This window comes from Runella sp. SP2 (genome assembly GCF_003711225.1).
Classification (GTDB): Bacteria; Bacteroidota; Bacteroidia; order Cytophagales; family Spirosomataceae; genus Runella.
The window spans coordinates 6237348-6263243 of record NZ_CP031030.1 but is presented as its reverse complement, the minus strand read 5'-3'; the positions used below and the strand labels follow the sequence as shown (position 1 = coordinate 6263243).

At 46.1% G+C, this 25896-nt stretch carries 18 protein-coding genes; 7 read left to right on the top strand and 11 right to left on the bottom strand.

Features of this window, described 5'->3' with window-relative positions; all coding sequences use genetic code 11:
• Positions 1 to 249: 249 nt before the first annotated feature.
• Entirely contained in the window at positions 250 to 1347 is a 1098-nt protein-coding gene (locus tag DTQ70_RS25190) for a P1 family peptidase (protein WP_409050433.1), read from the top strand.
• 121 nt (positions 1348 to 1468) lie between these two features.
• Here the strand turns inward: DTQ70_RS25190 and hemA are convergent, their stop codons facing one another.
• Positions 1469 to 2740 carry a glutamyl-tRNA reductase gene (gene hemA / locus DTQ70_RS25185; protein ID WP_122933356.1) on the bottom strand — a complete coding sequence of 424 codons (1272 nt, stop codon included), beginning with the start codon at positions 2738 to 2740 and terminating at the stop codon, positions 1469 to 1471.
• Between the two features lie 337 nt (positions 2741 to 3077).
• Here hemA and DTQ70_RS25180 point away from each other — a divergent pair, with 337 nt between their 5' ends.
• Positions 3078 to 4271 (top strand): ATP-binding protein, encoded by a 1194-nt coding sequence (locus DTQ70_RS25180; protein WP_122933355.1) that lies wholly within the window; start codon positions 3078 to 3080, stop codon positions 4269 to 4271.
• 4 nt (positions 4272 to 4275) lie between these two features.
• On the opposite strand, the gene DTQ70_RS25175 is transcribed toward DTQ70_RS25180, so the two are convergent.
• Positions 4276 to 5349, bottom strand: a complete 1074-nt coding sequence (locus tag DTQ70_RS25175; RefSeq protein WP_122933354.1) for an endonuclease/exonuclease/phosphatase family protein — start codon at positions 5347 to 5349, stop codon at positions 4276 to 4278.
• A gap of 343 nt (positions 5350 to 5692) precedes the next feature.
• On the opposite strand from DTQ70_RS25175, the gene atpD reads away from it, so the two are divergent.
• The 4 genes from atpD (at position 5693) to DTQ70_RS25155 (ending at position 10096) form a co-directional block, all read left to right on the top strand.
• Positions 5693 to 7213 carry a F0F1 ATP synthase subunit beta gene (atpD, locus tag DTQ70_RS25170; protein WP_122933353.1) on the top strand — a complete coding sequence of 507 codons (1521 nt, stop codon included), beginning with the start codon at positions 5693 to 5695 and terminating at the stop codon, positions 7211 to 7213.
• Positions 7214 to 7291: 78 nt separating this feature from the next.
• Positions 7292 to 7531: an ATP synthase F1 subunit epsilon gene (gene atpC / locus DTQ70_RS25165; protein WP_028525889.1), complete on the top strand. Its 240-nt coding sequence runs from the start codon at positions 7292 to 7294 to the stop codon at positions 7529 to 7531.
• A 158-nt stretch (positions 7532 to 7689) separates the two neighbouring features.
• A complete protein-coding gene (locus DTQ70_RS25160) occupies positions 7690 to 9222 on the top strand; it encodes a 4Fe-4S binding protein (protein WP_122933352.1) in 1533 nt (510 codons plus the stop codon).
• A gap of 16 nt (positions 9223 to 9238) precedes the next feature.
• Complete coding sequence (locus tag DTQ70_RS25155; protein WP_122933351.1) at positions 9239 to 10096, top strand: SDR family oxidoreductase; 858 nt, start codon at positions 9239 to 9241, stop codon at positions 10094 to 10096.
• Here the strand turns inward: DTQ70_RS25155 and DTQ70_RS25150 are convergent, their stop codons facing one another.
• From DTQ70_RS25150 to DTQ70_RS25140, 3 genes are all read right to left on the bottom strand, one after another.
• The gene (locus DTQ70_RS25150) at positions 10097 to 11743 is read right to left on the bottom strand and encodes an anti-sigma factor (RefSeq protein WP_164490201.1); all 1647 of its coding nucleotides are present in this window, start codon (positions 11741 to 11743) and stop codon (positions 10097 to 10099) included. It lies immediately after the preceding gene.
• Positions 11744 to 11787: 44 nt separating this feature from the next.
• Complete coding sequence (locus DTQ70_RS25145) at positions 11788 to 12333, bottom strand: RNA polymerase sigma factor (RefSeq protein ID WP_122933349.1); 546 nt, start codon at positions 12331 to 12333, stop codon at positions 11788 to 11790.
• Between the two features lie 215 nt (positions 12334 to 12548).
• Positions 12549 to 13205 (bottom strand): bifunctional 4-hydroxy-2-oxoglutarate aldolase/2-dehydro-3-deoxy-phosphogluconate aldolase, encoded by a 657-nt coding sequence (locus DTQ70_RS25140; RefSeq protein WP_122933348.1) that lies wholly within the window; start codon positions 13203 to 13205, stop codon positions 12549 to 12551.
• A gap of 100 nt (positions 13206 to 13305) precedes the next feature.
• Here DTQ70_RS25140 and DTQ70_RS25135 point away from each other — a divergent pair, with 100 nt between their 5' ends.
• The gene (locus DTQ70_RS25135) at positions 13306 to 13830 is read left to right on the top strand and encodes an NADPH-dependent FMN reductase (RefSeq protein WP_122933347.1); all 525 of its coding nucleotides are present in this window, start codon (positions 13306 to 13308) and stop codon (positions 13828 to 13830) included.
• Between the two features lie 40 nt (positions 13831 to 13870).
• Here the strand turns inward: DTQ70_RS25135 and ileS are convergent, their stop codons facing one another.
• From ileS to DTQ70_RS25100, 6 genes are all read right to left on the bottom strand, one after another.
• Positions 13871 to 17323 (bottom strand): isoleucine--tRNA ligase, encoded by a 3453-nt coding sequence (gene ileS / locus DTQ70_RS25130; RefSeq protein WP_122933346.1) that lies wholly within the window; start codon positions 17321 to 17323, stop codon positions 13871 to 13873.
• Between the two features lie 128 nt (positions 17324 to 17451).
• Positions 17452 to 18165 carry a head GIN domain-containing protein gene (locus tag DTQ70_RS25125; RefSeq protein WP_122933345.1) on the bottom strand — a complete coding sequence of 238 codons (714 nt, stop codon included), beginning with the start codon at positions 18163 to 18165 and terminating at the stop codon, positions 17452 to 17454.
• A gap of 244 nt (positions 18166 to 18409) precedes the next feature.
• Positions 18410 to 19510 (bottom strand): mechanosensitive ion channel domain-containing protein, encoded by a 1101-nt coding sequence (locus DTQ70_RS25115; protein ID WP_164490200.1) that lies wholly within the window; start codon positions 19508 to 19510, stop codon positions 18410 to 18412.
• A 263-nt stretch (positions 19511 to 19773) separates the two neighbouring features.
• The gene (locus DTQ70_RS25110; protein ID WP_122933343.1) at positions 19774 to 21033 is read right to left on the bottom strand and encodes a dipeptidase; all 1260 of its coding nucleotides are present in this window, start codon (positions 21031 to 21033) and stop codon (positions 19774 to 19776) included.
• Between the two features lie 128 nt (positions 21034 to 21161).
• Positions 21162 to 22622: a SusD/RagB family nutrient-binding outer membrane lipoprotein gene (locus tag DTQ70_RS25105; RefSeq protein ID WP_122933342.1), complete on the bottom strand. Its 1461-nt coding sequence runs from the start codon at positions 22620 to 22622 to the stop codon at positions 21162 to 21164.
• A gap of 157 nt (positions 22623 to 22779) precedes the next feature.
• Positions 22780 to 25884, bottom strand: coding sequence for a SusC/RagA family TonB-linked outer membrane protein (locus DTQ70_RS25100; RefSeq protein ID WP_122933341.1), 3105 nt, complete (start codon positions 25882 to 25884; stop codon positions 22780 to 22782).
• Positions 25885 to 25896 lie beyond the last annotated feature (12 nt).

The following is a 25896-nucleotide window of genomic DNA, read 5'->3' as shown; positions in this document are numbered from 1 at the left end:
TCTGATTGAATTAAACGCAAAATTACACCAATGATTTTACGTCTCCTCAAATAATTGCTTTATTTCTATACTTATCCAAGAAAAACTTAAATCATATCAACGTTTAATTGCATATTTTCAAGAAAATTTATTTTACATCTCCATTTTATTCGGCTTATTTCTTTAATTACTTCCTTGTTACCAAATCAGGCCTTTGTCTTTTCTAAATACTGCTAAAAAATCATGTTAGGTTTTAGACTACTCCTCCTTATGGTGGCATTTTCGTTCTCTTTTTACGGAAAAGCCCAGCGTGCTCGCGATTTAGGATTAAGAATCGGGGTACTTCCCACGGGTAAACTAAATGCCATTACCGACGTCAATGGCGTTAAAGTAGGCCATACGACCCTGTCCGTTGGTGACAGCGTCCGAACGGGAGTTACGGCCATTTTACCGCACGACGGCAACCTTTTTCAACAAAAAGTACCCGCTGCGATTGAGTTAGGGAATGGCTTTGGCAAATTGGCGGGTTATAGCCAAGTCACTGAATTGGGCAACCTCGAAACGCCTATCGTACTGACCAACACATTGAGCGTCCCTGCTGGCAGTGCTGCCTTGGTGGATTGGACGTTGCAACAAAAAGGAAACGAAAATGTACGGTCGGTGAATCCCGTCGTCGGTGAGACCAACGATAGTTACTTAAATGACATACGAGGTCGCCACGTCAAAACCTCCGATGTCCTTCAAGCCATCCAACGCGCCACAACTACCAACCAAGAAGAAGGCTGCGTGGGAGCAGGAACGGGTACGGTATGTTTTGGCTGGAAAGGGGGAATTGGGACGTCATCACGCAAGCTCCCCCAAAAACTGGGAGGCTATACAGTGGGCGTTTTGGTACAAACCAATTTTGGTGGGGTTTTGGAAGTGGCAGGCGCACCCGTTGGCGTGGAATTGGGTAAGTATTCGTTCAAAGAAACCCTCGATAAATCGGGCGATGGTTCTTGCATGATTGTAGTAGCTACCGATGCCCCCTTAGACGCTCGAAACCTCAAACGCTTGGCAAAACGCGCCTTGTTAGGATTAGGAAAAACAGGAGGAATTATGGCCAACGGCAGCGGAGATTACGTTATTGCCTTTTCGACAGCGTATCGGATTCCGCACGAATCCAGCTCTCCGCTCGAAACGTACCCTCTCCTGCGCAACGACGACACCTCACCGTTGTTTCTAGCCGCGATGGAAGCCACCGAAGAAGCCATCATCAATTCGTTGTTTATGGCTCAAACGACCAAAGGCCACCAAGGACATACCATCGAGCGATTGCCCATTGCTAAAACACTCGAAATTTTGAAAAAATACGGAAAAGTGAAGTAGAGCCCGTGCTGAGGGTTGCTCACACGTGCTAAGGGTTGCTCACAACCCGAATAAAGGCAAACAAGCAAAAAGAAACCTAAAACAGTAAACCCGAAACCTAAAACAGTAAACTCAAGAAAGACTAACGCCGTTCTGGTTGTTGCTCAAGGTTGAATAAGTCGTTTAGCACGTCAATCAACGTCTCTGCTTCGCCACGTTTACAGGCAGCTTTTAGTTGAAGCACGGGCAGCTTGATGATTTTTTGCATCATGCTCGACGTAATCTTGTCAATTTTGGCGGCTTCGTCCTCGTTCAAGTTTTTCATAAAACGCGCCATTTCCTCCTGACGAATCTGCTCAAGGGCATTTTTCAGCTTTTGAATCGTCGGTGACACCACCATTTCTTTCGACCAATCGCTAAACTCATCGAGGGCTTGTTCGATGATTGTTTGCACCTGCGGTACCGACGCCAAACGACGGTCAAGCGCTTCGTTGGCTTTGGCCTGAATATTATCGATGTTATACACAATTACCCCAGGGACTTGCTCCGCATCCGAAGACACGCTGCGAGGTACCGACAAATCGACCACATATTTGAACGAATGAAGTGATTTCTTTTGAAGAAGGGCTTTATTGATAAAAGGCTCATCGCGCAAAATCGACGAAATCACCACGTCTGCTTTGAGGATTTCCTCTTCTACATTCTCAAAATCAGCCACGCCAAAACCAAGCTCATTGGCCAGCTGCTCCGCTTTAGCCCGAGTACGGTTAACTACCGTGATATTTGTGTATTCTTTTTCTTTCAAATTGCGGCAAACGTCGGTTCCAATTTCCCCAACGCCCAATACCAGAATCGACGGATTTGCTTTCAACGCAGTTGCGTGTTCGATTAACTCTACTGCCACGTACGAAGTAGAAGCGGCACCATCGCGGAAGGACGTTTCTTGAGCAACGCGCTTGTTGGCAAAGAAAATAGTGTGAAGCAAACGGTGCAAAAATGGCCCCGCCATGCCCAAGTCAACCGACCACTGATAGGCGTGTTTTACTTGGTTCGGAATTTGCATATCGCCTACTACTTGCGAGTGGAGCCCCGTGGCTACTTCAAACAAGTGACGAGCAGCTTGGTTTTGCTCGGTATAGTCTATGAAATAAGAGAGATAGGCTTCGGTATTGGTTAAACCCTTTTGAATAAGAAGTAATTTAGCAATATCAACGTTGTAATTGGCCGCTGCATTGTAATAGATTTCAGTACGGTTACAAGTCGAAACCACCAAAATATCTGTCCCACCGAAGAACTCTTGCACTTTGAGCATCAAGCCTTTGGCTTCATCTTCATTTAATGCAATTTGCTCACGAATCTCTAGTGGGGCTGTTTTATACGAAATGCCAACGCTTCTAAACTGTAAATATTCCATGTCACTTGCCAGAAAAAAGTTCACAAAGTTACCTCAAACAACGCGTTTTGAAGAATTAAAATCCGAGTAAAAAATAATTTAGAATGAGTATAAACTACTAAAAGAAGTTACACCGCAATTAGAACCATTTTCAAAATTCAAAAGATGACTTTATACGGGTTGTAAAACTGATTTTTGTCATATTTTGGATAGTCGTTAAAAACTTTTTCCTTTGACAGCCCAATTCACAAGGTATATGTTTACTTTTTGATTTTTCGTTCAATATTACATACGACTTACAAAAGCAATTAGATGCTTCTGTTGTACTTATTTTACAAAAAAAATTTCGGTATCCCCCATGAAATTTCCAACGATAGACATTTACAGCCAAAAAAACGTGTACCAATTATTTATTGGTGTCAACTTGGCGCTTATCGGCATCGCTTCGATTTTTTATACCTACAACATCGTTGACAACCTCGATACCCGCGAGCATCGGCAACTCGCCATATTTGCGCAACTTATTGAATACCAAGCCAATCACCCCGACTTAACCGAAGATTACACCAAACTTTTCGAAATCGTCAGGGAAAATATCAAACAGAGTCGAATCCCTACGGTATTGGTCAGTGAAGACATGCTCCCCCAGGGTGACATCAATCTCGACATTCCCAGCAACGTTTCGGAAGCTGAACACACCAAACTTTTGAAGGAAGCCTTTGAAGAAATGAAAGAGGAAAATCCTCCTATTGTGGTTGACGTCATGGGGACAAAACAATACATTTATTACAGCGACTCTCCCCTGTTGGTACAAATGCGCTATTACCCCTACGCCCAGCTTCTAAGCTTGCTCGTGTTGGCATTTTTGGCGTACCTCATTTTCAGTTCATCAAGGGCTGCCGAACAAAACCGCGTATGGGTAGGGCTCGCTAAGGAAACTGCTCACCAGCTGGGCACGCCCATTGCGTCGTTGATGGGTTGGGTGTCATTTTTCCGAACCGACCCCGACCGCTATCCTGAAGAATACACCCGCGAAATTGAGAAGGACATCAACCGACTCGAAATGATTACGGCCCGTTTTTCCAGCATCGGTTCGGCTCCTACCATGAAGTACGAAAAGATGGTCGAAGTCCTCGGCCCATTCTTAGATTACCTCAAGCGGCGCATTTCTACAAAAGTCAAACTACAGTTTATCAACGAGTTAGACACTGAGCGCTCGATGTACCTCAACCGCAATCTGTTTGAATGGGTGGTCGAAAATATTTGTAAAAATGCCGTCGATGCCATGACGGGCGCAGGTGAGCTTAACGTCCGAATGTTTGCCCTCAACAAGCAAGAAGTAGCTATCGACATCAGTGATACGGGAAAAGGGATTCCGCGCGGCAGTTGGCAAAAAGTTTTTAAACCTGGTGTAAGTACCAAAAAACGAGGCTGGGGGCTAGGTCTAACGCTGGCCAAACGGATAGTGGAGGAATACCACGGCGGGAAATTATACGTCAAATCGTCCGAAGTAGGCAAAGGCACTACCTTCCGAATCATATTACGAAGGTAACGACCTATTCAGTAGCGGGACCTTCATCTCGCGTTTCTTTCTCTATCTTTTCTTGGGCTACTTGCTCTTCTTCCGCTGTCGGCTGCGGCTCGTCGTGTACCAAAACAGCCTTAGGTTCGTACTGTAGTTTTATGTACATCGGAAAATGATCGGAACCACTGTTTTGAAGGCGAGCTACTTTGATGAGTGTAAAATCGGTGGAACAAAAAACGTGATCGAGCGGAAAACGCAAAAAAGGAATTTTAGCATGAAAAGTATTGAAGAAACCTCTGCCACGGCGCGGGTCGAGTAAGCCGCTCATTTTCTGAAACAAATCGGTGGTGTAACTCCACGCTACGTCGTTCAAATCTCCGCAAACAACAACAGGCTTTGTACTCGTTTTGGCAAGTTCGGCAATGAGTAATAGTTCTTTATCTCTTTCCGTCGAGCGGGGATTTTCTTGTGGAACGGGCGGGGTCGGATGAATACAAAACAATTGTACTTCTTCGGCCGAACGAAGCTGTATTTTGGCATGAATCGAAGGAATACCTTCTTCAACCAAATAATGCACCTTTGCCTCCAGCAGCGGTAGTTTGGAGTAAAGAAGCATTCCATAAGTATTTTCCAACGGAACATGCACTAGGTGCGGGTACTTTTCTTCCAAGGAGCGCACATTTTCTTGCCACCACAAGTCTGTCTCCGCCAATAAAATAACGTCAGAATCTACCTTTTGGGCAAGTCGAAGAAAACGGGCAGCATTGCGGTTGTACTGATACACGTTCCACATCATCAAACTCAAAGTGCGGTCGGCGTTGATGATGCGCGTTTTAATGAGTTGTTTTGGGGCAAAAGGCGTAAACGGATACACTTGCCAAGCCAAGTATCCCAGCATCGCTACGAGCGATACAACCACTCCCCAATCCAACCACGACGCCACCGACATGACAGTGGCATACAAACCAAGCACCACTAGCCCAAGGAAAAATTTCTGCAAACGCGGAAATTCTACTACCCGAAAAGTCCAATAATCACTTCGGACAAACGGAAGCAAGGTTGCCATGAGCAGGAAGCTCGCCGATAGTTGCAAATAGAGTTTCAAGCAGTAGGAGTGGTAACTTTTACAAGGTTACTAACAAAATACGGCTAAATCAACAGTCAACCTCTTTAATTTGTTTGTTAAGATTTGGATTTGTAATGCTTCCATTTGTGGGTCAAACTCGTTTTCGCACAACATTTTTCGATAAAATAGGTCATTTCTATAAAAAATATCCAAAATAGAGATAACTGATTTTGGGTTTCAGAAAACAAACGCCTAATTTTGCGGCCTGAAAGGATGAGTTAATAGTTATCCGCGTATCCGTTGAGTGGAATTCCTTCAAAATTAGCGGGTAACGATAACATTAACGGACAACAGATAACTGATAACGCTTATTTAACAAATAATGGCAAACACAACAAGCATAGGCAAAGTAACGCAGGTGATTGGCCCCGTTGTGGACGTGAGTTTTGAAGGGGAAGGCAATCGCTTACCAGCTATCCTTGACGCTTTGGCAGTAACCAAGCCCAACGGACAAACGGTAGTTTTGGAATGTCAGCAGCACCTTGGCGAAGACCGCGTGCGCACCATCGCGATGGATAGTACAGAAGGTATCCAACGTGGAATGGAAGTAACAAACATGGGTGGCCCCATCTTGATGCCCATCGGCGACGATATCAAAGGCCGTCTATTTAACGTAGTAGGTGATCCTATCGACGGACTAAAGCCTGTTGATAAGTCAAACGGACTTTCGATTCACCGCGCTGCTCCTAAGTTTGAGGATTTGGCAACTGCTACCGAAGTACTTTATACAGGTATCAAAGTAATCGACTTGTTGGCTCCTTACGTAAAAGGGGGGAAAATCGGTCTCTTTGGTGGTGCGGGTGTAGGTAAAACCGTATTGATTCAAGAGCTTATCAACAACATTGCAAAGGCATACGCAGGTTTGTCGGTATTTGCAGGGGTGGGTGAGCGTACACGTGAAGGAAACGACCTTATGCGTGAAATGATTGAAGCTGGTATCATGAAATACGGAGAAGGCTTCAAACACAGCATGGAAGAAGGTGGCTGGGATTTGAGCAAAGTTGACTACGACGTACTCAAAGATTCACAAGCTACGTTCGTGTTTGGTCAGATGAACGAACCTCCAGGAGCGCGTGCTCGTGTGGCATTGTCAGGTTTGACAATCGCTGAGTACTTCCGCGACGGAGACGGTACAGGCCAAGGCCGCGATATTCTTTTCTTTATTGATAACATCTTCCGCTTTACACAAGCAGGTTCTGAGGTATCAGCCCTTTTAGGACGTATGCCATCAGCGGTAGGTTACCAACCTACACTTGCTACGGAAATGGGTGCCATGCAAGAGCGTATCACGTCAACAAAACGTGGTTCAATTACATCTGTACAGGCCGTTTACGTACCTGCCGATGACTTGACTGACCCTGCTCCAGCAACGACATTTGCCCACTTGGACGCAACAACGGTATTGAGCCGTAAAATTGCTGAGTTGGGTATCTATCCTGCGGTAGATCCACTAGATTCAACAAGCCGTATTCTTTCGGCCGAAACCCTTGGTGATGCACACTACAACTGTGCACAGCGCGTAAAACAAATCTTGCAACGCTACAAAGAATTGCAAGACATCATCGCCATCTTGGGTATGGAAGAATTGTCGGAAGAAGATAAGCAAACGGTAAACCGCGCTCGTCGTGTACAACGTTTCTTGTCACAACCATTCTTCGTAGCCGAGCAGTTTACAGGTTTGAAAGGTGTATTGGTTGATATCAACGATACCATCAAAGGCTTTAACCAAATCATCGACGGAGCTTACGATCACCTTCCTGAGTCGGCCTTCAACTTGGTTGGTACCATCGAAGATGCTATCGAAAAAGGTGAGCGTTTGTTGAAAGAAGCGGCTGGCAAATAATTTGAAAATGAGTTGATTTGAAAATTTGAGATTAGAAATTTTAATTTTCAAATTTTCAAATTTTCAAATTGATACACTATGACATTAGAAATCATCACTCCCGACAAAAAAGTCTTTTCAGGTGAGGCTACTGCGGTAACATTTCCTGGTACGGAAGGTCAGTTTCAAATTTTGAACAACCACGCCGCCCTTGTAAGTACACTTGGAAAAGGCAGTATCATCATTGAAGGTAACGGCAAAGAAACCTTTACCGTAGATGGTGGTGTGGTAGAAGTATTAAACAATAAAGTATTGGTGTTGGCGGAAGCAATTTTGTAAACATCACTTTGTACTATACGCTAAAGCGCGAGGCAACCTGTCTCGCGCTTTTTGTTTTTTCGCCCTCTCGAAAGTTTTAAAACTTTCGAGAGGGTTTACTACCAACCTTCGGGAAGGTGAAGGTTTTCCCGTATCTTCGCCATAAATACTTGAAGAAAATGGCACGTCTCTCTCGGTTAGGCTTGTATCTACTTTTAGCTGGTTTTGGGTTGTGGCTATACACCCTTACCCTCAATGACTTTACCCTTACTCCTACCCTGATTTCTTCCCATCTAAAACCCGAACACCAAGCTACACTGGGCGTACGGTTGCAGCCTTTGGTTCAAAAAACCTTCCAATCGGGTTGGGAGTTTACGTATGCCTTTGATACCATTCTCAACAACCTTAATAGCGAGTACCGCAATGCCCAACAATGGGACAAAGTCATCTACGATGAATACAGCTTTGCAATCACCAAAGCCGCCGCCTCAGGCCCGCTCAAACAACAACCTTGGTTGTGGTTTGGACTCTCCTTTGGGCTGGTTATCGTTGGGGCTCTCTTGTTTATTCTTCCCGCACTTATCCAATTGGCAGGCAATAAAAACAACGGTATTTTTCAAGATGCTTCAACCAACCGTGGGTGGATAGCCAAAGGTATCGGGGCATTTCTCATTCTTTTTTACATTACGCTGTATTACTATCCTCAATACTTGGTCAACTGGACGATGCTCGTTGACCCCATCAGTCGAATACTCAACGGTGCCGAGGCGAGTCGGTGGTTTCTATATGGGTTTATTTATACGGTTTGTGTGTTGGTGATGGGGGTAAGAATGGCCATCAAATACCGCCACAACCGCTACCAGCAAGTGAGAACGGTGTCAGTAGTATTTTTTCAAACGGCCGTCGCCTTTCTTCTGCCCGAAATCTTAGTCAGCCTCAATAAGCCTTATTTCGACTTCAAAAACATTTGGCCGCTCGACTACGACTTTTTCTTCGATTATAACCTCAACAGCATTCTCCAAAGCGGGAATTTGGGTATTTTTATGCTGGTTTGGGGCATCGTGTTATTCGTCGTAGGCGTACCTATTTTGACTTATTTTTTTGGAAAACGCTGGTACTGCTCGTGGGTTTGTGGCTGTGGCGGCTTGGCCGAAACCCTCGGCGATCCTTATCGACAACTTTCAGATAAATCTTTGGCCGCCTGGAAAATTGAGCGTTACCTCATTCATGCGGTGTTGGGCGCGGCAGTGGTGATGACAGTCATGGTGTTATACACCTACTTTAGCGGTTCTTCTACGGTACTTTTTATTGATAGTTACAGCGTACGTTCATTGTATGGTTTTTGGATTGGAGGCATTTTTGCGGGCGTTGTCGGAACGGGTTTATATCCAATGATGGGCAACCGCGTTTGGTGCCGTTTTGGATGCCCGTTGGCGGCGTACCTTGGTATGTGGCAGCGAAAAAAATCACGTTTTCGCATTACCACCAACGGCGGTCAGTGCATCTCTTGCGGCAACTGCTCGACCTACTGCGAGATGGGCATCGACGTACGTGCTTATGCCCAACGCGGCCAGGACATCGTACGGTCGTCCTGTGTGGGCTGTGGCATTTGTTCTGCCGTATGCCCGCGTGGTGTTCTCAACCTCGAAAATGCTTCTGAAAACTCTAGAGTAATGGTGGCGCCTGAAGTTTTACTTGGGAATAAGAAATAAAATGACGCTCATTTAGATGAAAAAAATCACCGTTTTTGGAGCTACAGGCTTATTGGGGAAACCCGTTGTACATGCGCTTGTAGAGGCAGGTTTTGAGGTAACTGCTTTGGTACGAAACCCACAAAAAGCAAAAGAAACCTTACCCGCAGCGGTCACTTTAATCAAAGGAGATTTGGCTGACACGTCGGCCATTCGTAAGGCGCTAGAAGGAGCCGAAGGAATCTATTTGAGCCTTTCATTTGAGCAAACGGCTCGCCCTTCCGACTTTATTGGCGAACGCGACGGTCTCCAAAACATTCTGTCGGTCGTTGGTGAATTTCCGATTCAGCGCATTGCGTATTTATCTTCCATCATCCAAGCTTATCAAGGATTTCAGTGGTGGATTTTTGACTGGAAACGAGAAGCCATTCAGCGCATCAAAGCGACGGGCATTCCTTACACAATCTTTTACCCATCGTCGTTTATGGAAACTTTCCCCGAACGAATGGTTCAAAGTGGCAGGATTTTATTGGCAGGGACTCCCCTTGTGAAAAATTACTGGATTGCAGGAGCTGATTATGGGAAACAAGTAGCGCAGTCTTTCTTGATTCTTTCCAGCCAAAGCAAAGAATATGTAGTACAAGGGCCAGAAGCGCTGACGGTTGACGAAGCCGCAGAAATCTATCGAGCACATTACACCAAGCGTTCTTTAAAAACGGCAAAACTACCGCTGTGGGTTTTAAAAGTAGCAGGACTACTAAACCGCCAAGCCGACTACGGTTATCATGTCATCAAATCAATGATAGAACACCCAGAGCCATTCGCTGCTCAAAGTACGTGGAAAGAACTTGGCAAGCCGACCACAACCATGGTACAGTTTGCCCAAAAAGCTTGACTAAAATCCATAACGAACTCCCGCGCCTACACCCATGAGCTGAGGACGAGCTTGGAAAGCTGCATTGGCTCGGGTTGTTGAACCTACCGACCGCTGATAATTCCCTGACAACAAGGTAGTCCAACGTTTGTTTACTTTATATTGAAGGCGCATACCCGTTGTTGCCGCAAACGACAAGCGACGATAAGGGCTGTCGTTACCAGTTACTGTCACCATGTTATCTTGCCCCGTTTGGAAAGAGTTTTTCAAGAAAATATTATTAATAACTCCCCCCAAAAGCCACAATGAAAACTTGCGTTTGGGTTTAATAAGCGCAAAACCCGTTTGAACTGGCACTTGTAAAAACTGATATGAGTTGCTAATATCCTGCGTTGTAGTTAAGGTTTGTACGAGTGATTTGTCTGAGCCAATCGTTGCAAAATCGTAGCGAGGTATGTTGTTATCACTCAAATTAACAGCACTTTCAAGACTATTGATATAACTGTTACTCAACGTACTAAACGCATTCACTCCTTGGTAAATAGAGTTTCCTTGAAGGTAATTGATTCCGCTTTCCAACGACCAACGTGAGGATAACTGCACTCCCCCTTGCCACTGAAAAGCGTACGAAAGCGCCGAGCGGTTAGTACCAGAAGAAGTTCGTGCGGAGTTGTTAAACGACGCCGAATTGTTATATAAAGGCGTGTTGCTTGCAGCAGCCAGCATTCCCCTTCCGCCGATTTCAACCCCTGCATTATAGCTTGCTGGCATCACTCCCACCGACGCCCAGTATTCTTTAGGCAACTGTTTGGGCTCTACAAAGTCGGTAGGTTCTGAAGGGACAGCTACCCAAGGTTGACGCTTTGGATGCCCCAACAATTGACGCATTTGTTTACTTTCTAAAAACGCCAATGTCATTTCAGGGCTTACTTTTGTTTCCAACGGGGAAGTAGTCAGAGCTCCCTCTGAAATCGCTGTCGCTGGCAATTCGGCTGATACCCCGCTTCTCGCACTTATTTTTTCTCCGCTGTTAGGCGTTGAATTTTGAGTCGTTGCTAAAGCTATCGTTTTTTCAGAAATGGGCAAATTCAAAGCTGGTGTAACAACGGGCTGCTTCGATTCTTGTCTCGCCTCTCTTACTTTTTGGGCTCTATTTCTTTTAGACGAACTAGCCATAAGCCGAGCAGTTTCTCCCAACAAAGGTGCAGCAGCAACTTGTTCTTTTGCCCGTGTCACTTTCGTTGGCGTCTCTGCAACACCGTCAGCCGCAACAGGTTCGCTCTTCGCAGCCAAACTTGTTGTTGGTTCATTTGCTTTGGCTGATGGCACACTTAGGTTTTCCGATTTAGTGGTTTCTGTAGCGCGTGGTTGTTGGGCCAACTCCGTCGAAGCCGCCACTGATTTTTCGGGAAGGTTGTTTTTTAGCCACCATCCGCCCACGGCCAAAAGCAAAGCGGTAACACTAGCCGCGGCCACCCAGCGAAGTTGTTGTGTCCGTTGCCAGAAAGGAATCACCATGACGCGCTCTTCTTCCTCCTCATCCAAGCGCGCCTCTATGCGCTCCCACAAAGCAGGTGGGGGCGTCTCAGAAGCGTCGTCGAAACGTCGCCGCCATTCGTTTTCAAATGTATGTTCTTCCGAAGAAGCCATGTTGGTTGTAGTATTCAATTGATGTACAAACTCTTTGTTTTTTTCCTCACTTCTTTCACTCTCTACGAAGAGTTCGTATTATTCGTTTCTAAAATTTTGGCTTGTAAAAGCTGTTTTGCCCGAGCATACTGCGATTTGGATGTTCCCTCCGAAATCCCCAACATCTGAGCGATTTCATTATGTTGGTAACCTTCAATGGCATACAGATTAAAGACCGACTGACACCCCGCAGGCAGCTCACGCACCATGCCTAGGAGTTGTTGGTATTCCATGCCCGAAACGGTCGTTTCGCCCTCCGAAACCGCATCGGCATAGTCGTCCACATCGGCTTGGTCTAGATAGGCTTTTTCCTTACGTAAGTACGAAATCGCCGTATTTATCATGATTCTTTTAATCCATGCCTCCAACGGACAATCGTAACGAAAGGTGTGTATTTGCGTAAAAACTTTCACAAATGCTTCTTGAAGTACGTCTTCGGCCTCAAAACGGCTACGGGTATAGCGCTGACAGACCGCAAACATCCGTCCAGCGAAGCGCTCATAGAGCGTTCGTTGGGCGATGCGGTCTTTATTTCGACACCCCTCAACTAGCGTACGTTCATCTTTCATGCAATCCGTTCTGACTTTATGACGCTGTAGAAGCTAAAATGGTTGGAATCTACTTCAAAGTTTTTGTTTTGGGACACACAGGGTTGGGTTTTGAGAAACCCTCAGCACACAAGAGAGCGGGTTTTGAGAAACCCTCAGCACACGAGAGGCGGGTTTTGAGAAACCCTTAGCACACGAGAGCGGGTTTTGAGAAACCCTCCACACAAGAGAAACCCTTAGCAAACTAACGCTAGGGCGTTTTTTACGCGATGTTCGAGGGCTTCCCAGTCTTTCTTTTGGAGAATTTCAGGAGTAAGCAAGCGCGAGCCAATACCTACCGCGTCTGCTCCTGCGCCAAACCATGTTTTTAGGCTTTCTTCGGTTGGTTCTACTCCGCCCGTCACAAGTACAGTCGTCCACGGCATGGGTGCTTTTAAGGCTTTCACAAAGGAAGGCCCAAGTGTGTCGCCTGGAAACAATTTAATGATTTCTACACCCCATGACTCAGCCGTTGAGATTTCGGTCAACGTGGCACAACCTGGCAAATAGCCTATTTTTCGGAGGTTACATACTTTGGCAACGTCGGCATCAAAACTTGGGCTGACGATAAAATTGGCGCCTAACTGCAAATACAGGGCCGCCGTAGCAGGGTCGATGATAGTTCCCACGCCTAAAATCAAATCGGGATAATCGGTACGGGCGGTTTTTACCAACTCTGCAAACAATTCATGGGCAAAATCTCCACGGTTGGTCAGTTCAAATACCCGAATTCCAGCCTTGTAACACGCGCTTAGGACGTTTTTGCAAACATCAAGGTCTTGGCTGCTGAAAAGTGGAACAATAGGAACATCGAGTAAAGTTTGATATACGTGAAGACGAGAAAAACGAGCCATGTGTAGATAGTTTTTTGAGAAATCGCAATTTGGTTAACTTTTTCAGAACAATTTACGGTAAGTTTTGAGTTACATTTAAAAATATTTTCTCCAAAACTCTATGATTACCATTGTTGTAGGTACAAATCGCCGCCGTTCTAAATCGAAGCAGGTGGCTATTTTTTACCAAAAGCTGCTCTCTGAACTCCATACCGAAAGTCAGATTTTAGATATTGCAGACCTACCCGATGATTTCATTCGATCGGCTTTATACGAAAACAACGGCAAAAATGAGTCTTTTAATGTATATCGCCAACTAATGAAGGAATCTGATAAATATGTTTTCATCGTCCCCGAGTACAACGGTTCTTTTCCTGGGGCGCTCAAAGTATTTATCGACGGGCTTGGCTACCCTAGCGAGCTGCTTCACAAGAAGGCAGCGTTGGTCGGAATTTCGGATGGCGTGCAAGGGTCGGCTTTGGCACTGAGCCACTTAATCGACGTCTTTAGCTATTTGGGAATGCACGTACTTGCCCAGCGGGTCAAAATTCCGTTTATGAAAAAGAATTTTGTCGATGGGGAAGTCATTGACCCACTCATCAATAAACTTCTCCGCGAACAAGCCGAATTATTGGTTAAATTTTAAAGAATTGCGTTCGGGCTATCACCCGAACGCAATTAACGAATTACACTACTTCAATCTTCACTTTGAGTAAAAACTCGTCCATTTCGATTTCGGAAGCACTGCCATTGAGGTCAGCAACGAGGTCGAGTTGAACGGCTTGGACTTCTTGACAGATGTAGTTTTTGTTGGTCTCAACGGCGTCGGCAAGCTCTTCGTTGTTGTTTTCCAACTGAATAGCGATTTTGTCCGTTACTTCAAAACCACTGTCTTTACGGAGGTTTTGGATGCGGTTTACTACGTCACGCGCAATTCCTTCACGGCGCAATTCCTCGGTGATGGTCACGTCAAGCGCCACGGTGAGGCTGCCTTGGCTTGCGACCAACCAACCTGGTACGTCTTCGGTCAAGATTTCGATTTCTGCCAAAAGAATCTCAAACGTCGTATCACCGCCAGTAAGAGTCACTTTTCCGTTTCTTTCGATTTCGCGGATTTGCTCTTCATTCATGGCGTTGATTACTTCGCCCACTGCCTTCATATTTTTGCCGTACTTAGGCCCAAGTGCCTTGAAGTTTGGCTTGATTTTCTTTTTCAAAATGCCCGAATCATCGCTCACAAACTCAACGCTTTTAACGTTGACCTCGCTCATGATGATAGGTGCTACGTGCTCAATTTGCTCCCGAACTTTGTCGCTCAAAACAGGAATCAACACTTTGGTCAACGGCTGGCGCACCTTTATTTTGTGCCCTTTCCGCAACGAGTGTACCAACGAACAAATGTCTTGCGCCAATTGCATTGATTGCTCCAACTCGGCATCTACCCAGAACTCGTCGTACGTATGCCATTCAGTAAAATGCACCGATTCGTGTTTGAACGGCGTATTTTTTTCGATTGATTCAACACGTACGTGGTCGGTTAGATTACGATAGAGCCAATCGGCAAAGAAAGGCGCAATCGGCGACATCAACTGCGCCACTGCCGCCAAACAATGTTGGAGGGTTTCGTACGCAGCGCGCTTGTCATCGGTCATTTCTCCTTGCCAAAAACGGCGGCGATTGAGACGAACGTACCAGTTAGAAAGGTCGTCGCACACAAAATCTTGAATCAAGCGCCCCGCTTTTGTAGGATTGTATCCATCAAACTGCTCACCCACGTTTTTCACAAGGGTATAGACCTTTGAAATAATCCAGCGGTCAAGCTCGCTCAATTGTTCGCGCGGAACGCGGTTAAACTGTTCTACTTTGTAGCCGTCGAGATTGGCGTACAAAGCAAAGAAATTATAGGTATTGAACAGCGTTCCAAAGAATTTCCGCTGTACTTCGGCGATACCGTCGAGGTTAAACTTGAGGTTGTCCCACGGCTCAGCATTGGTAATCATGTACCAGCGCGTCGCATCGGGGCCGTATTTATCAATGGTATCAAACGGGTCGATGGCATTGCCCAAACGTTTCGACATTTTATTGCCGTTTTTGTCCAACACCAAGCCCGTCGAAACAACGTTTTCAAACGAAACCGAGTCAAACAGCAATCCAGCGATGGCATGGAGGGTAAAAAACCAACCGCGCGTTTGGTCAACTCCTTCGGAGATGAAGTCGGCAGGGAACGACGTTTTGCTATCGCTTGCCGTACCGCCCATGCTTTGTGGATACTTGTCGAGGTTTTCAAACGGGAAGTGGAACTGCGCATACGGCATCGCTCCCGAGTCAAACCACACGTCGATGAGGTCAGGCTCACGAAACATCACTTTGCCCGAGGCCGATACCAAAAAGATTTCGTCCACGTAGGGGCGGTGCAAATCAAAGGCTTCCGTGCCTTTTGATTGCAGAAACGACTCATTCTTGGCTTGTTGCTCAGGGCTAAGTGCGCCGCTATCAATCGCCTTTTGGAGTTCATTGGTTAGCTCTTCTACCGAACCGATGCAAGCTTCTTCGCCCGTTTCGCTGCGCCAAATCGGCAGAGGCGTACCCCAGTAGCGGCTACGGCTAAGGTTCCAGTCCACAAGGTTTTCGAGCCAGTTTCCAAAACGCCCCGTTCCTGTGCTTTCAGGATTCCAATTGATGGTTTTGTTGAGTTCTACCAAGCGGTCTTTTTTCTTGGTCGTAGCAATAAACCAGCTATCGAGTGGGTAGTACAACACAGGCTTGTCCGTACGCCAGCAGTGTGGGTAAGGGTGCTCGTATTTTTCCACTTTAAAGGCACGATTTTCTTCTTTCAATTTGATGGCGATAAGCACATCCGTCGGGCGGAAATCAGGCTCGTTGCGTTCTTCGGTCGAGTAGTATTCTTCTTTGACAAAACGCCCACCAAATTCGCCGACTTCTTTGACAAAACGCCCTTGACGGTCAACGATAGGTACTTCTTTGCCGCTTTCGTCGCGCACCATGATGGCAGGTACGCCGTTGGCTTTCGCCACGCGGAAGTCATCCGCGCCAAAAGTAGGAGAGGTATGCACTACCCCCGTACCGTCTTCGGTCGTGACGAAATCGCCCAAAATAACGCGGAAAGCTTTGTCGGCATCTTGGAGCGGCTGCACGTAAGGCAACAATTGCTCGTACTGAATGTCTTCGAGGTGTTCACCTTTAAACTCCATCAATACCGACCACGGAATCACTTTGTCGCCGTCTTTATAGGCTACAAAATCGCCGTCTTTGCCTTTTTCCGAGAAATATTTCCCCACCAAATCTTTTGCTAACACCACATTGATGGGCAAAAAAGTATATGGATTAAAGGTTTTGATAAGGACGTACATAATGTCTTTTCCTACGGTCAAGGCGGAGTTTGCAGGAAGCGTCCAAGGCGTCGTCGTCCATGCTAGAATGTACACTTCATCGCTGTCGGCTGTGTCAAACAAATAGGCCGATTTACCCGTCAATTTTACTTTAAACTGGGCAACGATGGTGGTGTCTTTTACGTCTTTATACGTACCAGGCTGGTTCAACTCGTGCGAACTAAGCCCCGTACCCGCCGCTGGAGAATAAGGCTGAATGGTATAACCTTTGTACAAAAGCCCCTGGTCGTAGAGCTGCTTGAGCAACCACCAAAGCGTTTCGATGTAGTCGTTTTTGTAGGTCACGTACGGGTCGTCCATGTCCACCCAATACCCCATTTTTTCGGTCATGGTGAGCCACAAATCGGTAAAACGCATGACGGCCTCGCGGCACTTTTTGTTGTAGTCTTCGATGCTGATTTTTACCCCAATGTCGTCTTTGCGAATGCCCAATTCTTTTTCTACTTGAAGCTCAATCGGCAGGCCGTGCGTATCCCAGCCCCCTTTACGCTTCACTTGGTAGCCTTGAAGGGTTTTGTAGCGGCAGAAAATATCTTTGATGGTACGGGCCATTACGTGGTGAATCCCAGGCGTCCCGTTGGCCGATGGTGGCCCTTCGTAAAACGTAAATGACGGCGACCCTTCCCGTACTTCGACTGATTTTTCGAATATTTGATTTTCTTTCCAGAACTGCAGGATTTCTTTCCCTACCTGCGCGTAGTCCAGACCTTTATACTCTTTGTAGTTCATTGGGCAATTTTTTTAAATTGCCGTTAACCGTTAGCCGTTAATAGTAAACCGCATATTCTACGGATAACTGATAACCGATAACCGATAACGGCTTCAATTAAGAACCACAAAGGTAGGAATTTTTTGGCTTAATCTGGCTTTACGGTGCTTCCACCCGAAATATTGGAGCGCAATTCGGGCGTGCCACGGTAGCGCAATGTACTTCCTCCGCTGGCGTTGACTCTCAAGGTTTTGCCCACCAATACACGGGCGTTGCTTCCTCCCGAAAGATCTAAATCGACGTTATCAACGGGATAGTCGAAGGCATCCAAGCGTGAAGCTCCTGACAACTCGCCCGCAATTGTAAGCCCTTGCCCAAGCAAAGTAAGATTAGAGGCACCCGACAAATCCACATTAACACGGTCCCAATCGCTATCAATCACCGACTTCGAGGCGCCCGATAGTTCGACGTCGAGCGTACGGCCGTTGGTAAAACCCTCGATGGTAGAAGTTGTAGCTCCCGAGAAATCCACTTCGGTAAGGGTAGGCATCGTAATGTCCACTTCCATGTCGTAGCGGCGAACGCGCCAGTTTCGGTATTTCATCACCAACTTACCTGAGCGGTCAACATACACGTCCAAATCTTGAACGTCGCGGCGGTCGCCCCGCACCGAAATGCTGAACTGCCCCGACTGGCGGACGTGGATGTCAAAGGCATTGCCCATTTCGAGCTGGTCAAAATCGCGGAGATTGAAAGTTTGGGACGTAGGATCAAGGGGCGTAAGTGTGCCTTCTGAAATAAAAACACACGATTGGAGAGAGGCAAGAAGCGCAAACAAAAAGATGACTAATGACTTTTTCATAGCTGTTCGAAACGTTTTTAATTGACTGTTTTGAAGCTATGACAACTAACCGAAATACCACCCCTATGCGCACGTCAATATTTTCGTCAAGCAGCAGCTTCATAGTGATGCGTAGAGTTATATAACAAATTGGCTGCCAGCTCGATAACAGCCTCAGCTTGGTTACGCGTCACTGTAGGAAAACCTTCCAAAGAATTATCTAATGAACTGACTTCCAAATAATCAAAAAGTGTTTTGATAGCGACTAGGTCGTAGTCATGGAAGGATATAGTTTGATTCCCTCTGCACGCAGGCGGTTGTTCATTTGTTGAATGACCTTTTCATAAACCCCTCCGCTCAGTGCCGCAGGTGTTTGGTACGACAAGGTGATTTCGAGGCGGTCGCCGTTCCAATCGGTTACTTTTACATCGGGGGCAAGCTTCAATGTTTCATCGTTAAGGGTGCCCATTTGGTCCAAAATAATGGCTTTTAGGTGCTCCGTATCTACGTCAGAAGTGGTAAAAATCTTCAGTACCCGTTTTTCGTATCCCGCTCGGGTATGATTAATAATGGTACTGTTGAGCAGTGGTCCGTTAGGAATCATCACCCGACGGCCATCACCCGTATCCAAAACGGTATTAAACATCAAAATATCACGCACTTGCCCCGTGTAGCCTTGGGCGGTGATTTTTTCTCCCACCTTAAATTGCTTCATCAACAAGATGATAAAGCCTCCCGCAAAATTGGATAAACTCCCCTGCAGGGCAAAACCAATGGCCAACGTAGCCGCACTAAACAGGGCCACAATCCCCGTCACCCGAATCCCTAAAAAACCACCCGCAATCATAATGAGCGTAATTCGGAGGCTGATAAATAACAAACTCTTTAAAAAGCTCTTGACGGAGGGATCGATGGTACTGCGTTTGTCAATAAACGACTTGAGCGGTTTATCTAAAAAATTAATCAGCCCAAATCCCAAAATAAGTATCAGCGCCGCAATACCCAGTTTAATCCCCCAACCGACGGTCATTTCACCATATTCGACAAAGTCAGCCTTCATACGGGCAATGTAAGATTTGGCAACTGAAGGGCAAACCGAGGTATTTTCGTAAAAACGCAGTTCTTCAACAATGAGTTTTTCAGAACGATTGTCATTAAAATACCCTTGTATTTCGACGTACATTCTATTTTCACCCGTTTGTTTCACTTCTTGGTACGCCTCCATGAGGTCTTTATAGGCTTTTTGGGGCAAAACGTGCACAATTTTCCCCGTTTTACAGTCGCTGATGGTGGCCGTGTTATTAAGTTGCGAGAACATTCCTCGCATCGAGACACGGTTCAGGGTGTCTTCAGAAAAAGAAGGCAATTTAATCCCAGAAAGTGACTGACTATGAACAGCAAAGGAGCCGATTATCAAGAGAAAAAGGAAAACAAATTGGGGTAATTTTGAACGTAAAAACAACATAGGCAGCATCATTAATCGTCGTTGGTAAGTATCAATAATAGCAAAAAATTATGCCACTACCTTCCCGAAAGTTTTAAAACTTTCGGGAAGGTGGGTTTATTTTACAAAAAAAGAGTCGAGCAACTGCCCGACTCTTTTCATTTTCGTTGTTGTCTCACTTACTTTTATTTCAGGCTCACTTCGCCCGTTTTGCCTTTTTCTACGGCTTTCATCACGCGGAAGAAATTGCCGCTCCAAATTTTCTCAATGTCTTTTTTTGAATAGCCGCGACGCACAAGTTCGATGGTCATGTTTTCGTATTGACTTACGTCGAAGCAGTCGGCCAAAGCGCCACCACCGTCGAAGTCGGCACCCATTCCTACGTGGTCGATACCGATGAGCTTCACCATGTGGTCGATGTGATCAATGGCATCTTTGACCGTAGCCAACTGAACAGGGTATTTTTTGTTCAACTCCATAAAATCGGCACGGGCTTTTTGTTGTTCAGCTTCGGGCAAGGTCATCATTCCACGACGATCTTTGATGTTGTATTTGGTATATAATGCCTTCATCGCCGCTTCTCTTTCGGCACTTGGAGGAATGGTTTTAACGTAATCGCTCAACAAGTTGAGTTGAACAACACCGCCGTTTTTAGCCAATGCTTTTAGCATATCGTCGGTGAGGTTACGAGGGTGATTACAAATAGCCTTAGCTCCTGAGTGCGTCGCTACCACGGGCACTTTCGACAGGCGAACGACATCGTAAAAAGTAGAGTCTGACACGTGCGATACGTCAATAATCATCCCTAAGCGGTTCATTTCTTTCACTACTTGCTCACCCAACGGGCTCAACCCTTGGTATTCCGCCCCTTTTGGATCGGTGGACGAATCACAGATGTCGTTGTTGCTCGAATGACAAAGCGTCATATAACGCGTGCCCAAATCGTAAAATTTTTGCAGCATACCCAAGTCGTGACCGATGGTGTAGCCGTTTTCTACCCCAATAAAAATCGCGCGTTTACCCGTTTTACCAATCTTAATGGCCTCTTCGGGCGTTGTAGCCAAGGCGGCCATTGAGCTCGTATTTTTTAGCGAGGTATGAACCGCATCAAAAATCTCCAATGCCCGTTTTTTAGCCGTTTCGTGGCCTTCGGGCGTGCGTGGACCTTGCCCCAAATACACCGCAAAAAAGATGGCATCTAAGCCACCACGAACCATGCGTGGATAATCCACTTTGCTGTTGGTCGTGCGGGCGTCGTTGTCTTTGGTGATGTCAAATCCTCCGCGGGCCAGCAGCATCGGCGTGTCGGCGTGCGTATCTAGCGTAAAAGCTTTGTCGTGGATTTTTTTTGCTTTTTTTAGCAAAGCTGCGTCATCTTGTGCCGAAACGGTAAAAGTCGCCGCCGCCAAACAGGCAGAAAGGGTGGAACGGAAAAGGTATTTCATGGGAATGGTTAAATAGTTTATTGAGAAACAAGTGAACAATCAAAAAAACCTAATTATCAGCAAATTGCCAAAAACCCACAACCTAAAGAGCTGGGGTTTTTGGAGAGAACAATGTATGTATGAATCACTTACTTGGCAAACCAAAGTTTCAGCTTCATGTCGTTGACGCCTCCCTGAGCTTTCAACGCCGCACTAAAATTGGTATAATTCAGCGATTCTTCCGAACCTGGATAGGGCAAACGCGTTGGAATAACGCCACCGTTTACGTTGATTACTGATGGCTTTAATTCAGGAATGCCCGTACGACGAAACTCTGTCCATGACTCTATTCCTTGACCAAACAACGCAATCCATTTTTGTTCCATGATTTGTTTGTAACCATCAGTTCCTGATTTAAGCGCGTTGGCGGCTAAGTAGTTAGCCCCCACGGTAAGTTTATATTGGCTATGCGAAGCCGTAATGGCATTGGTATAGTTAGTAGCCACGTCGCCCGCAGCTGTGATACCTTTGTAGGCCATTTCGGCTTTGATAAACAACAATTCTGCATAAGACATGATTACGCCTGGTGCTGTCGCGCTCACAAAAAACGCTCCAACTTTCGACGTTTTCGATAAGCCTAATGCATTGGCATCGGCATTCGACAGCCCGTTTGGTACGCCTTTATAATCTCCTCCATCGGCAGGTTTGTCGGCATACACCGCCAAGCGCGCATCTTTCAAGGCCGCCAATTTTGTCACCAATGTAGCACTTATGCGGTGGTCGTCGCGCGTTTTGCGGTTTTGGTTAATCGGGTTGTTGTTGTTTGTTGCGTCGATGTAATTTAACTGAATATTCTCCGACACTGAGCCAATTACTGGGTACTTAGCAGGGTCGCTCAAAATTCGGTTGATTTCCGCCTTTACATCAATGGCTGCGTCGGTTTTGCTCAACATCCGATTCAACAAGCGAAGGCTCAAGGAATTGGCAAATTTTTTCCATTTGGTAAGATCATTGGCAAACAAAATATCACCCGCAATCGCCTTGGTTCTGTCAGTTGCATCAATCATGTCGTTAGCCGTTTTGAGGTCTTTGATTAAACCCGCGTACACGTCTTTTTGGGTGTCGTACGCAGGTTGCAACTCACCTTCCAGCCCTTGAAGCGACTTAGAATATGGAATATCTCCGTAAATATCCGTCAATAATGAAAACACCCAAGAACGCATAATGATGGCCACAGCTTGGTAATTAGGGTTTTTAATCTCCGCTCCCATCTTATAAATACGTTGGTAGTCGGCCAGGGCCTCGATGTGGAATGTCTGCCAAGCATCACTATACACACTGCTTGAGATAGAATACTGGTCAATGTCGGTGTATTGGATGCGAGCCCAATACTGCGAAATCAAGTTACCAATGTCCATTCCCAACGAACCACCCCAATAAACATCTACTGCACTCTGAATGCCGTGCGGCAAAAACAGGTCGGCCGTTGCCGTGGCAGGAGCGTTGGGATTGGTATTCATTTCGTCAAATTTGTCGGTGCAAGCCGAAACACTCAGCATCACCGCCGCCAAAGCGGCTTTGTATCGGAAAGAAGAAAAAAGTCTTTTCATTGTCGTAATAGAAAAATTATGTGATAGGTCAGACGACAGTCAGACCGTAACTTTTTATCTGAGGTCAGACGACAGTCAGACCGATGATTATGTGATAGGTCAAACGACAACCAAACCAATGGAAATACGGTCTGACTACCGTCTGACCTTGACACCTTTACAAGCTAAAACTGATGTTAAAACCAACCGAGCGGGTTGTTGGAATTTGACCGTTCTCGATTCCCTGCAAATTGCCATCGTTGTAGAAGCTGGTTTCAGGATCGATGTGTGGCACATTACTGTGAATCAACCAGAGGTTACGTCCTACGACCGATACCGTAATATCACGCACAGGCAGCTTTTTAATTAACTGATTGTTAAGCACATAACTCAATCTCACTTCACGAAGTTTTACATAGCTACCATCAAAAATCGTCATTTCGTTGTTGGTCAATGCGTAGTATTTGTGGTGCCACTCTTCCGACGAAATATTCTTTGTATTTGGCACATAGACAGGTTCGGTGGTCGTGCCTGTGTTCACAACGCCTTCGCCAACGATTCCTGTTTCACGCCCTAATACCGTTTCGGCCAATACACCTGTATAGCGACCGATATTCACACTTTGCGAGAAAATATCACCACCGTATTTCACATCAATCAAGGTACTCAACGAGACACTCTTGTACGTAAAGGTATTCTGTAAACCGCCTAACCATTTTGGTGTGAAACTTCCTAAGATACGGCGAGTTGGGTTGAGGGTTGGATAACCACTTTTGTCGTAAATGATGTTACCGCTCGGGTCACGGGCAAAACCTTGTCCGAAGAACGTACCATAAGGCTGTCCCACACGCGCTTCGATTGTCATACCGCGAACGGTTCCTAAAGTGTAGGTTGTTAGGCCATCTGCCAATTCGATTACTTTGTTTTGGTTTCGCGCCCAGTTGACTGCCACATCCCACTGAAAATCACGCACCTTCACAGGTGTGGCGCTGAGTTGTACTTCAATTCCTTTGTTCTCAATTTTCCCAGCATTCAACAGTTTTGAGTTAAAACCCGTTGTTTGTGAGATATTAACGTCCAAAATCTGGTTCGACGACTGTTTGTTGTAGTACGTTACATCCAAACCTACGCGGTTGCGCCAAAACTTAAATTCAGCCCCAATTTCGTACGAGTTTGTCAACTCTGGTTTGAGGGAAGCGTTCAACATCGCGTTGTTTTCTGACAACGAAGGCGTACTGCCCCAAGGGTTTTCGTACTTGTAGGCTTGAATCAAACGATAGGCATCGGTGTCGTTCCCTACGCGGGCAATCCCTGCGCGTAATTTGGCAAATGATAATACAGGTGAGTTTAGGCCCAAAATGTCGGTTACAATGGCACTCAATGCCGCCGATGGGTAGAAATACGAGCGGTTGTTGGCAGGCAAGGTACTCGACCAGTCGTTTCGTGCCGTCAAATCCAAGAAAAGATAATTGCGATAACCGAAGTTAGCCGCCGCATAAACACTGTTTACTGCTTTTTCGGAGAATGAGTTGTCAGCCACCTTTGCTTGGCGAGAGTTCCCGAGGTTCCACACGCGCGGAATGGCCAATTCGGTCGCTCCCATGTAATTCCGTTGGTAATAATTACTACGGTGGTTAGCACCCACGTTGGCCGACACGTCAAAATCACCAAACTTACGTGTCGCGCTCAACAATACATCCGAGTTCGATTCACGAATAAAAATCTGCTCTTCGTTGTAGCTGTCATACTGTTTTGCACCGTTGAGGTTGTCGATACGGGCGGCATTTTTGGTTTTGCGGCGGTCAATATATACATCGGTTCCTGAACGCCCTGTCAATGTCAACCAGTCGTTAAATTTATAGGTAGCAGCTAGGTTTCCATATACGCGGTCGCGTTGGTTAAACTTCGTACTCAAATTCAACACGTAGTACGGGTTTGTCCAATAATTATAGTTCCAGTTGTACTGATACACACTGTTAGGTGCTTGATAATTTTTCAGCTTTTCAATATCCACTTGGCGGCCAAACCAAATAAAGTAAAGCCCCCAGTTAGTACGATTATCACTACCATCCACGACGTAATTACCCGTTGCACGAATGCTCAATTTTTTGGTCAAATTCCAACCCGCATTCAACGAAACCGTACGGCGTTTGTAATCAGTATTTGGTAAAATTCCCGTTTGGCTCAAATTGGTAAACGAAAGGCGGAAATCGCCTTTGTCGTTTCCGCCCGTGATGGCGATATTGTTGGTGTAGGTTTTACCAACGTTAAAAAAGTTTGTAACATTATCAGGATGAGGCACAAACGGAGTCGCCGTACGAACGCCATTGGCATCCAGCGGCGAATCAAACTGTGGAAGTAAGCGACCGTCCATTTTAGGCCCCCAGCTTTCGTCCACCCCGTCGTTGACGCCTTTGCCCGTTCCATCCACAAACGAAAACAAGCCTTTGTTTCCTTGACCGTACTCATTTTGCCATTCAGGAAGTCGGAAAGGCGTATCAAAAGCGGTGTTAGAGTTGACCGAAACGCCAATACCTTTCGCGCCTTTTCCGCTTTTGGTCGTAATCAAAATAACGCCATTAGCCCCGCGCGAACCGTACAAAGCCGCCGCGCTTGGCCCTTTCAATACGCTTACGTTTTCAATATCATCGGGGTTAATCGACGCGGCACCGTTTCCGTAGTCAACGCCCGTTCCTGAGCCGTAGTTACCGTTGTCGATGGGCACACCGTCAACCACAAAAAGGGGCTGGTTGTTGCTACCAATTGAGCTTGTTCCACGAATCAAAATCCGCGACGAAGCCCCTGGCGCACCGTTCGAACCCGTAATTTGTACCCCAGCCACTTTACCAGCCAAGGCATTGACGAAGTTGGTGGTCCGAGCTTGTGTCATTTGTTTTCCACTTACTTCTTGGACCGAATAGCCCAAGGCTTTCTTTTCACGGGCAATCCCCAAGGCAGTAACAACGACTTCGTTCAAAATGGACGCATCTTCTAGCATTGTAATACTGAACGAAGTTTGCGCGCCGATAGCCATTTCTTGGGGCTTGTAGCCAATAAAAGAAAACACTAAAGTCGTAGCACTCGGAGGAGCAGAGAGGCTAAACTCTCCCGTAGAACTGGCCGAAGTACCTCGGTCAGAACCTTTGATGACGATACTTGTTCCAGGAAGGGGAGCACCGTCTTTGTCAAGGACTTTTCCTTTCAACACACGGTCTTGTGCGTGACTGACCAAGCATGTCAGCATCGCACCTACTAAACAGAGAGTGGATAAAAAATTTCTCATGGGCGAACTATA

Coding starts and splice junctions, on each gene's coding strand:
- DTQ70_RS25190 (WP_409050433.1), top strand. CDS start 250: ATGGTGGCATTTTCGTTCTCTTTTTACGGAAAAGCCCAGCGTGCTCGC.
- hemA (WP_122933356.1), bottom strand. CDS start 2,740: ATGGAATATTTACAGTTTAGAAGCGTTGGCATTTCGTATAAAACAGCC.
- DTQ70_RS25180 (WP_122933355.1), top strand. CDS start 3,078: ATGAAATTTCCAACGATAGACATTTACAGCCAAAAAAACGTGTACCAA.
- atpD (WP_122933353.1), top strand. CDS start 5,693: ATGGCAAACACAACAAGCATAGGCAAAGTAACGCAGGTGATTGGCCCC.
- atpC (WP_028525889.1), top strand. CDS start 7,292: ATGACATTAGAAATCATCACTCCCGACAAAAAAGTCTTTTCAGGTGAG.
- DTQ70_RS25160 (WP_122933352.1), top strand. CDS start 7,690: ATGGCACGTCTCTCTCGGTTAGGCTTGTATCTACTTTTAGCTGGTTTT.
- DTQ70_RS25155 (WP_122933351.1), top strand. CDS start 9,239: ATGAAAAAAATCACCGTTTTTGGAGCTACAGGCTTATTGGGGAAACCC.
- DTQ70_RS25145 (WP_122933349.1), bottom strand. CDS start 12,333: ATGAAAGATGAACGTACGCTAGTTGAGGGGTGTCGAAATAAAGACCGC.
- DTQ70_RS25140 (WP_122933348.1), bottom strand. CDS start 13,205: ATGGCTCGTTTTTCTCGTCTTCACGTATATCAAACTTTACTCGATGTT.
- DTQ70_RS25135 (WP_122933347.1), top strand. CDS start 13,306: ATGATTACCATTGTTGTAGGTACAAATCGCCGCCGTTCTAAATCGAAG.
- ileS (WP_122933346.1), bottom strand. CDS start 17,323: ATGAACTACAAAGAGTATAAAGGTCTGGACTACGCGCAGGTAGGGAAA.
- DTQ70_RS25125 (WP_122933345.1), bottom strand. CDS start 18,165: ATGAAAAAGTCATTAGTCATCTTTTTGTTTGCGCTTCTTGCCTCTCTC.
- DTQ70_RS25110 (WP_122933343.1), bottom strand. CDS start 21,033: ATGAAATACCTTTTCCGTTCCACCCTTTCTGCCTGTTTGGCGGCGGCG.
- DTQ70_RS25105 (WP_122933342.1), bottom strand. CDS start 22,622: ATGAAAAGACTTTTTTCTTCTTTCCGATACAAAGCCGCTTTGGCGGCG.
- DTQ70_RS25100 (WP_122933341.1), bottom strand. CDS start 25,884: ATGAGAAATTTTTTATCCACTCTCTGTTTAGTAGGTGCGATGCTGACA.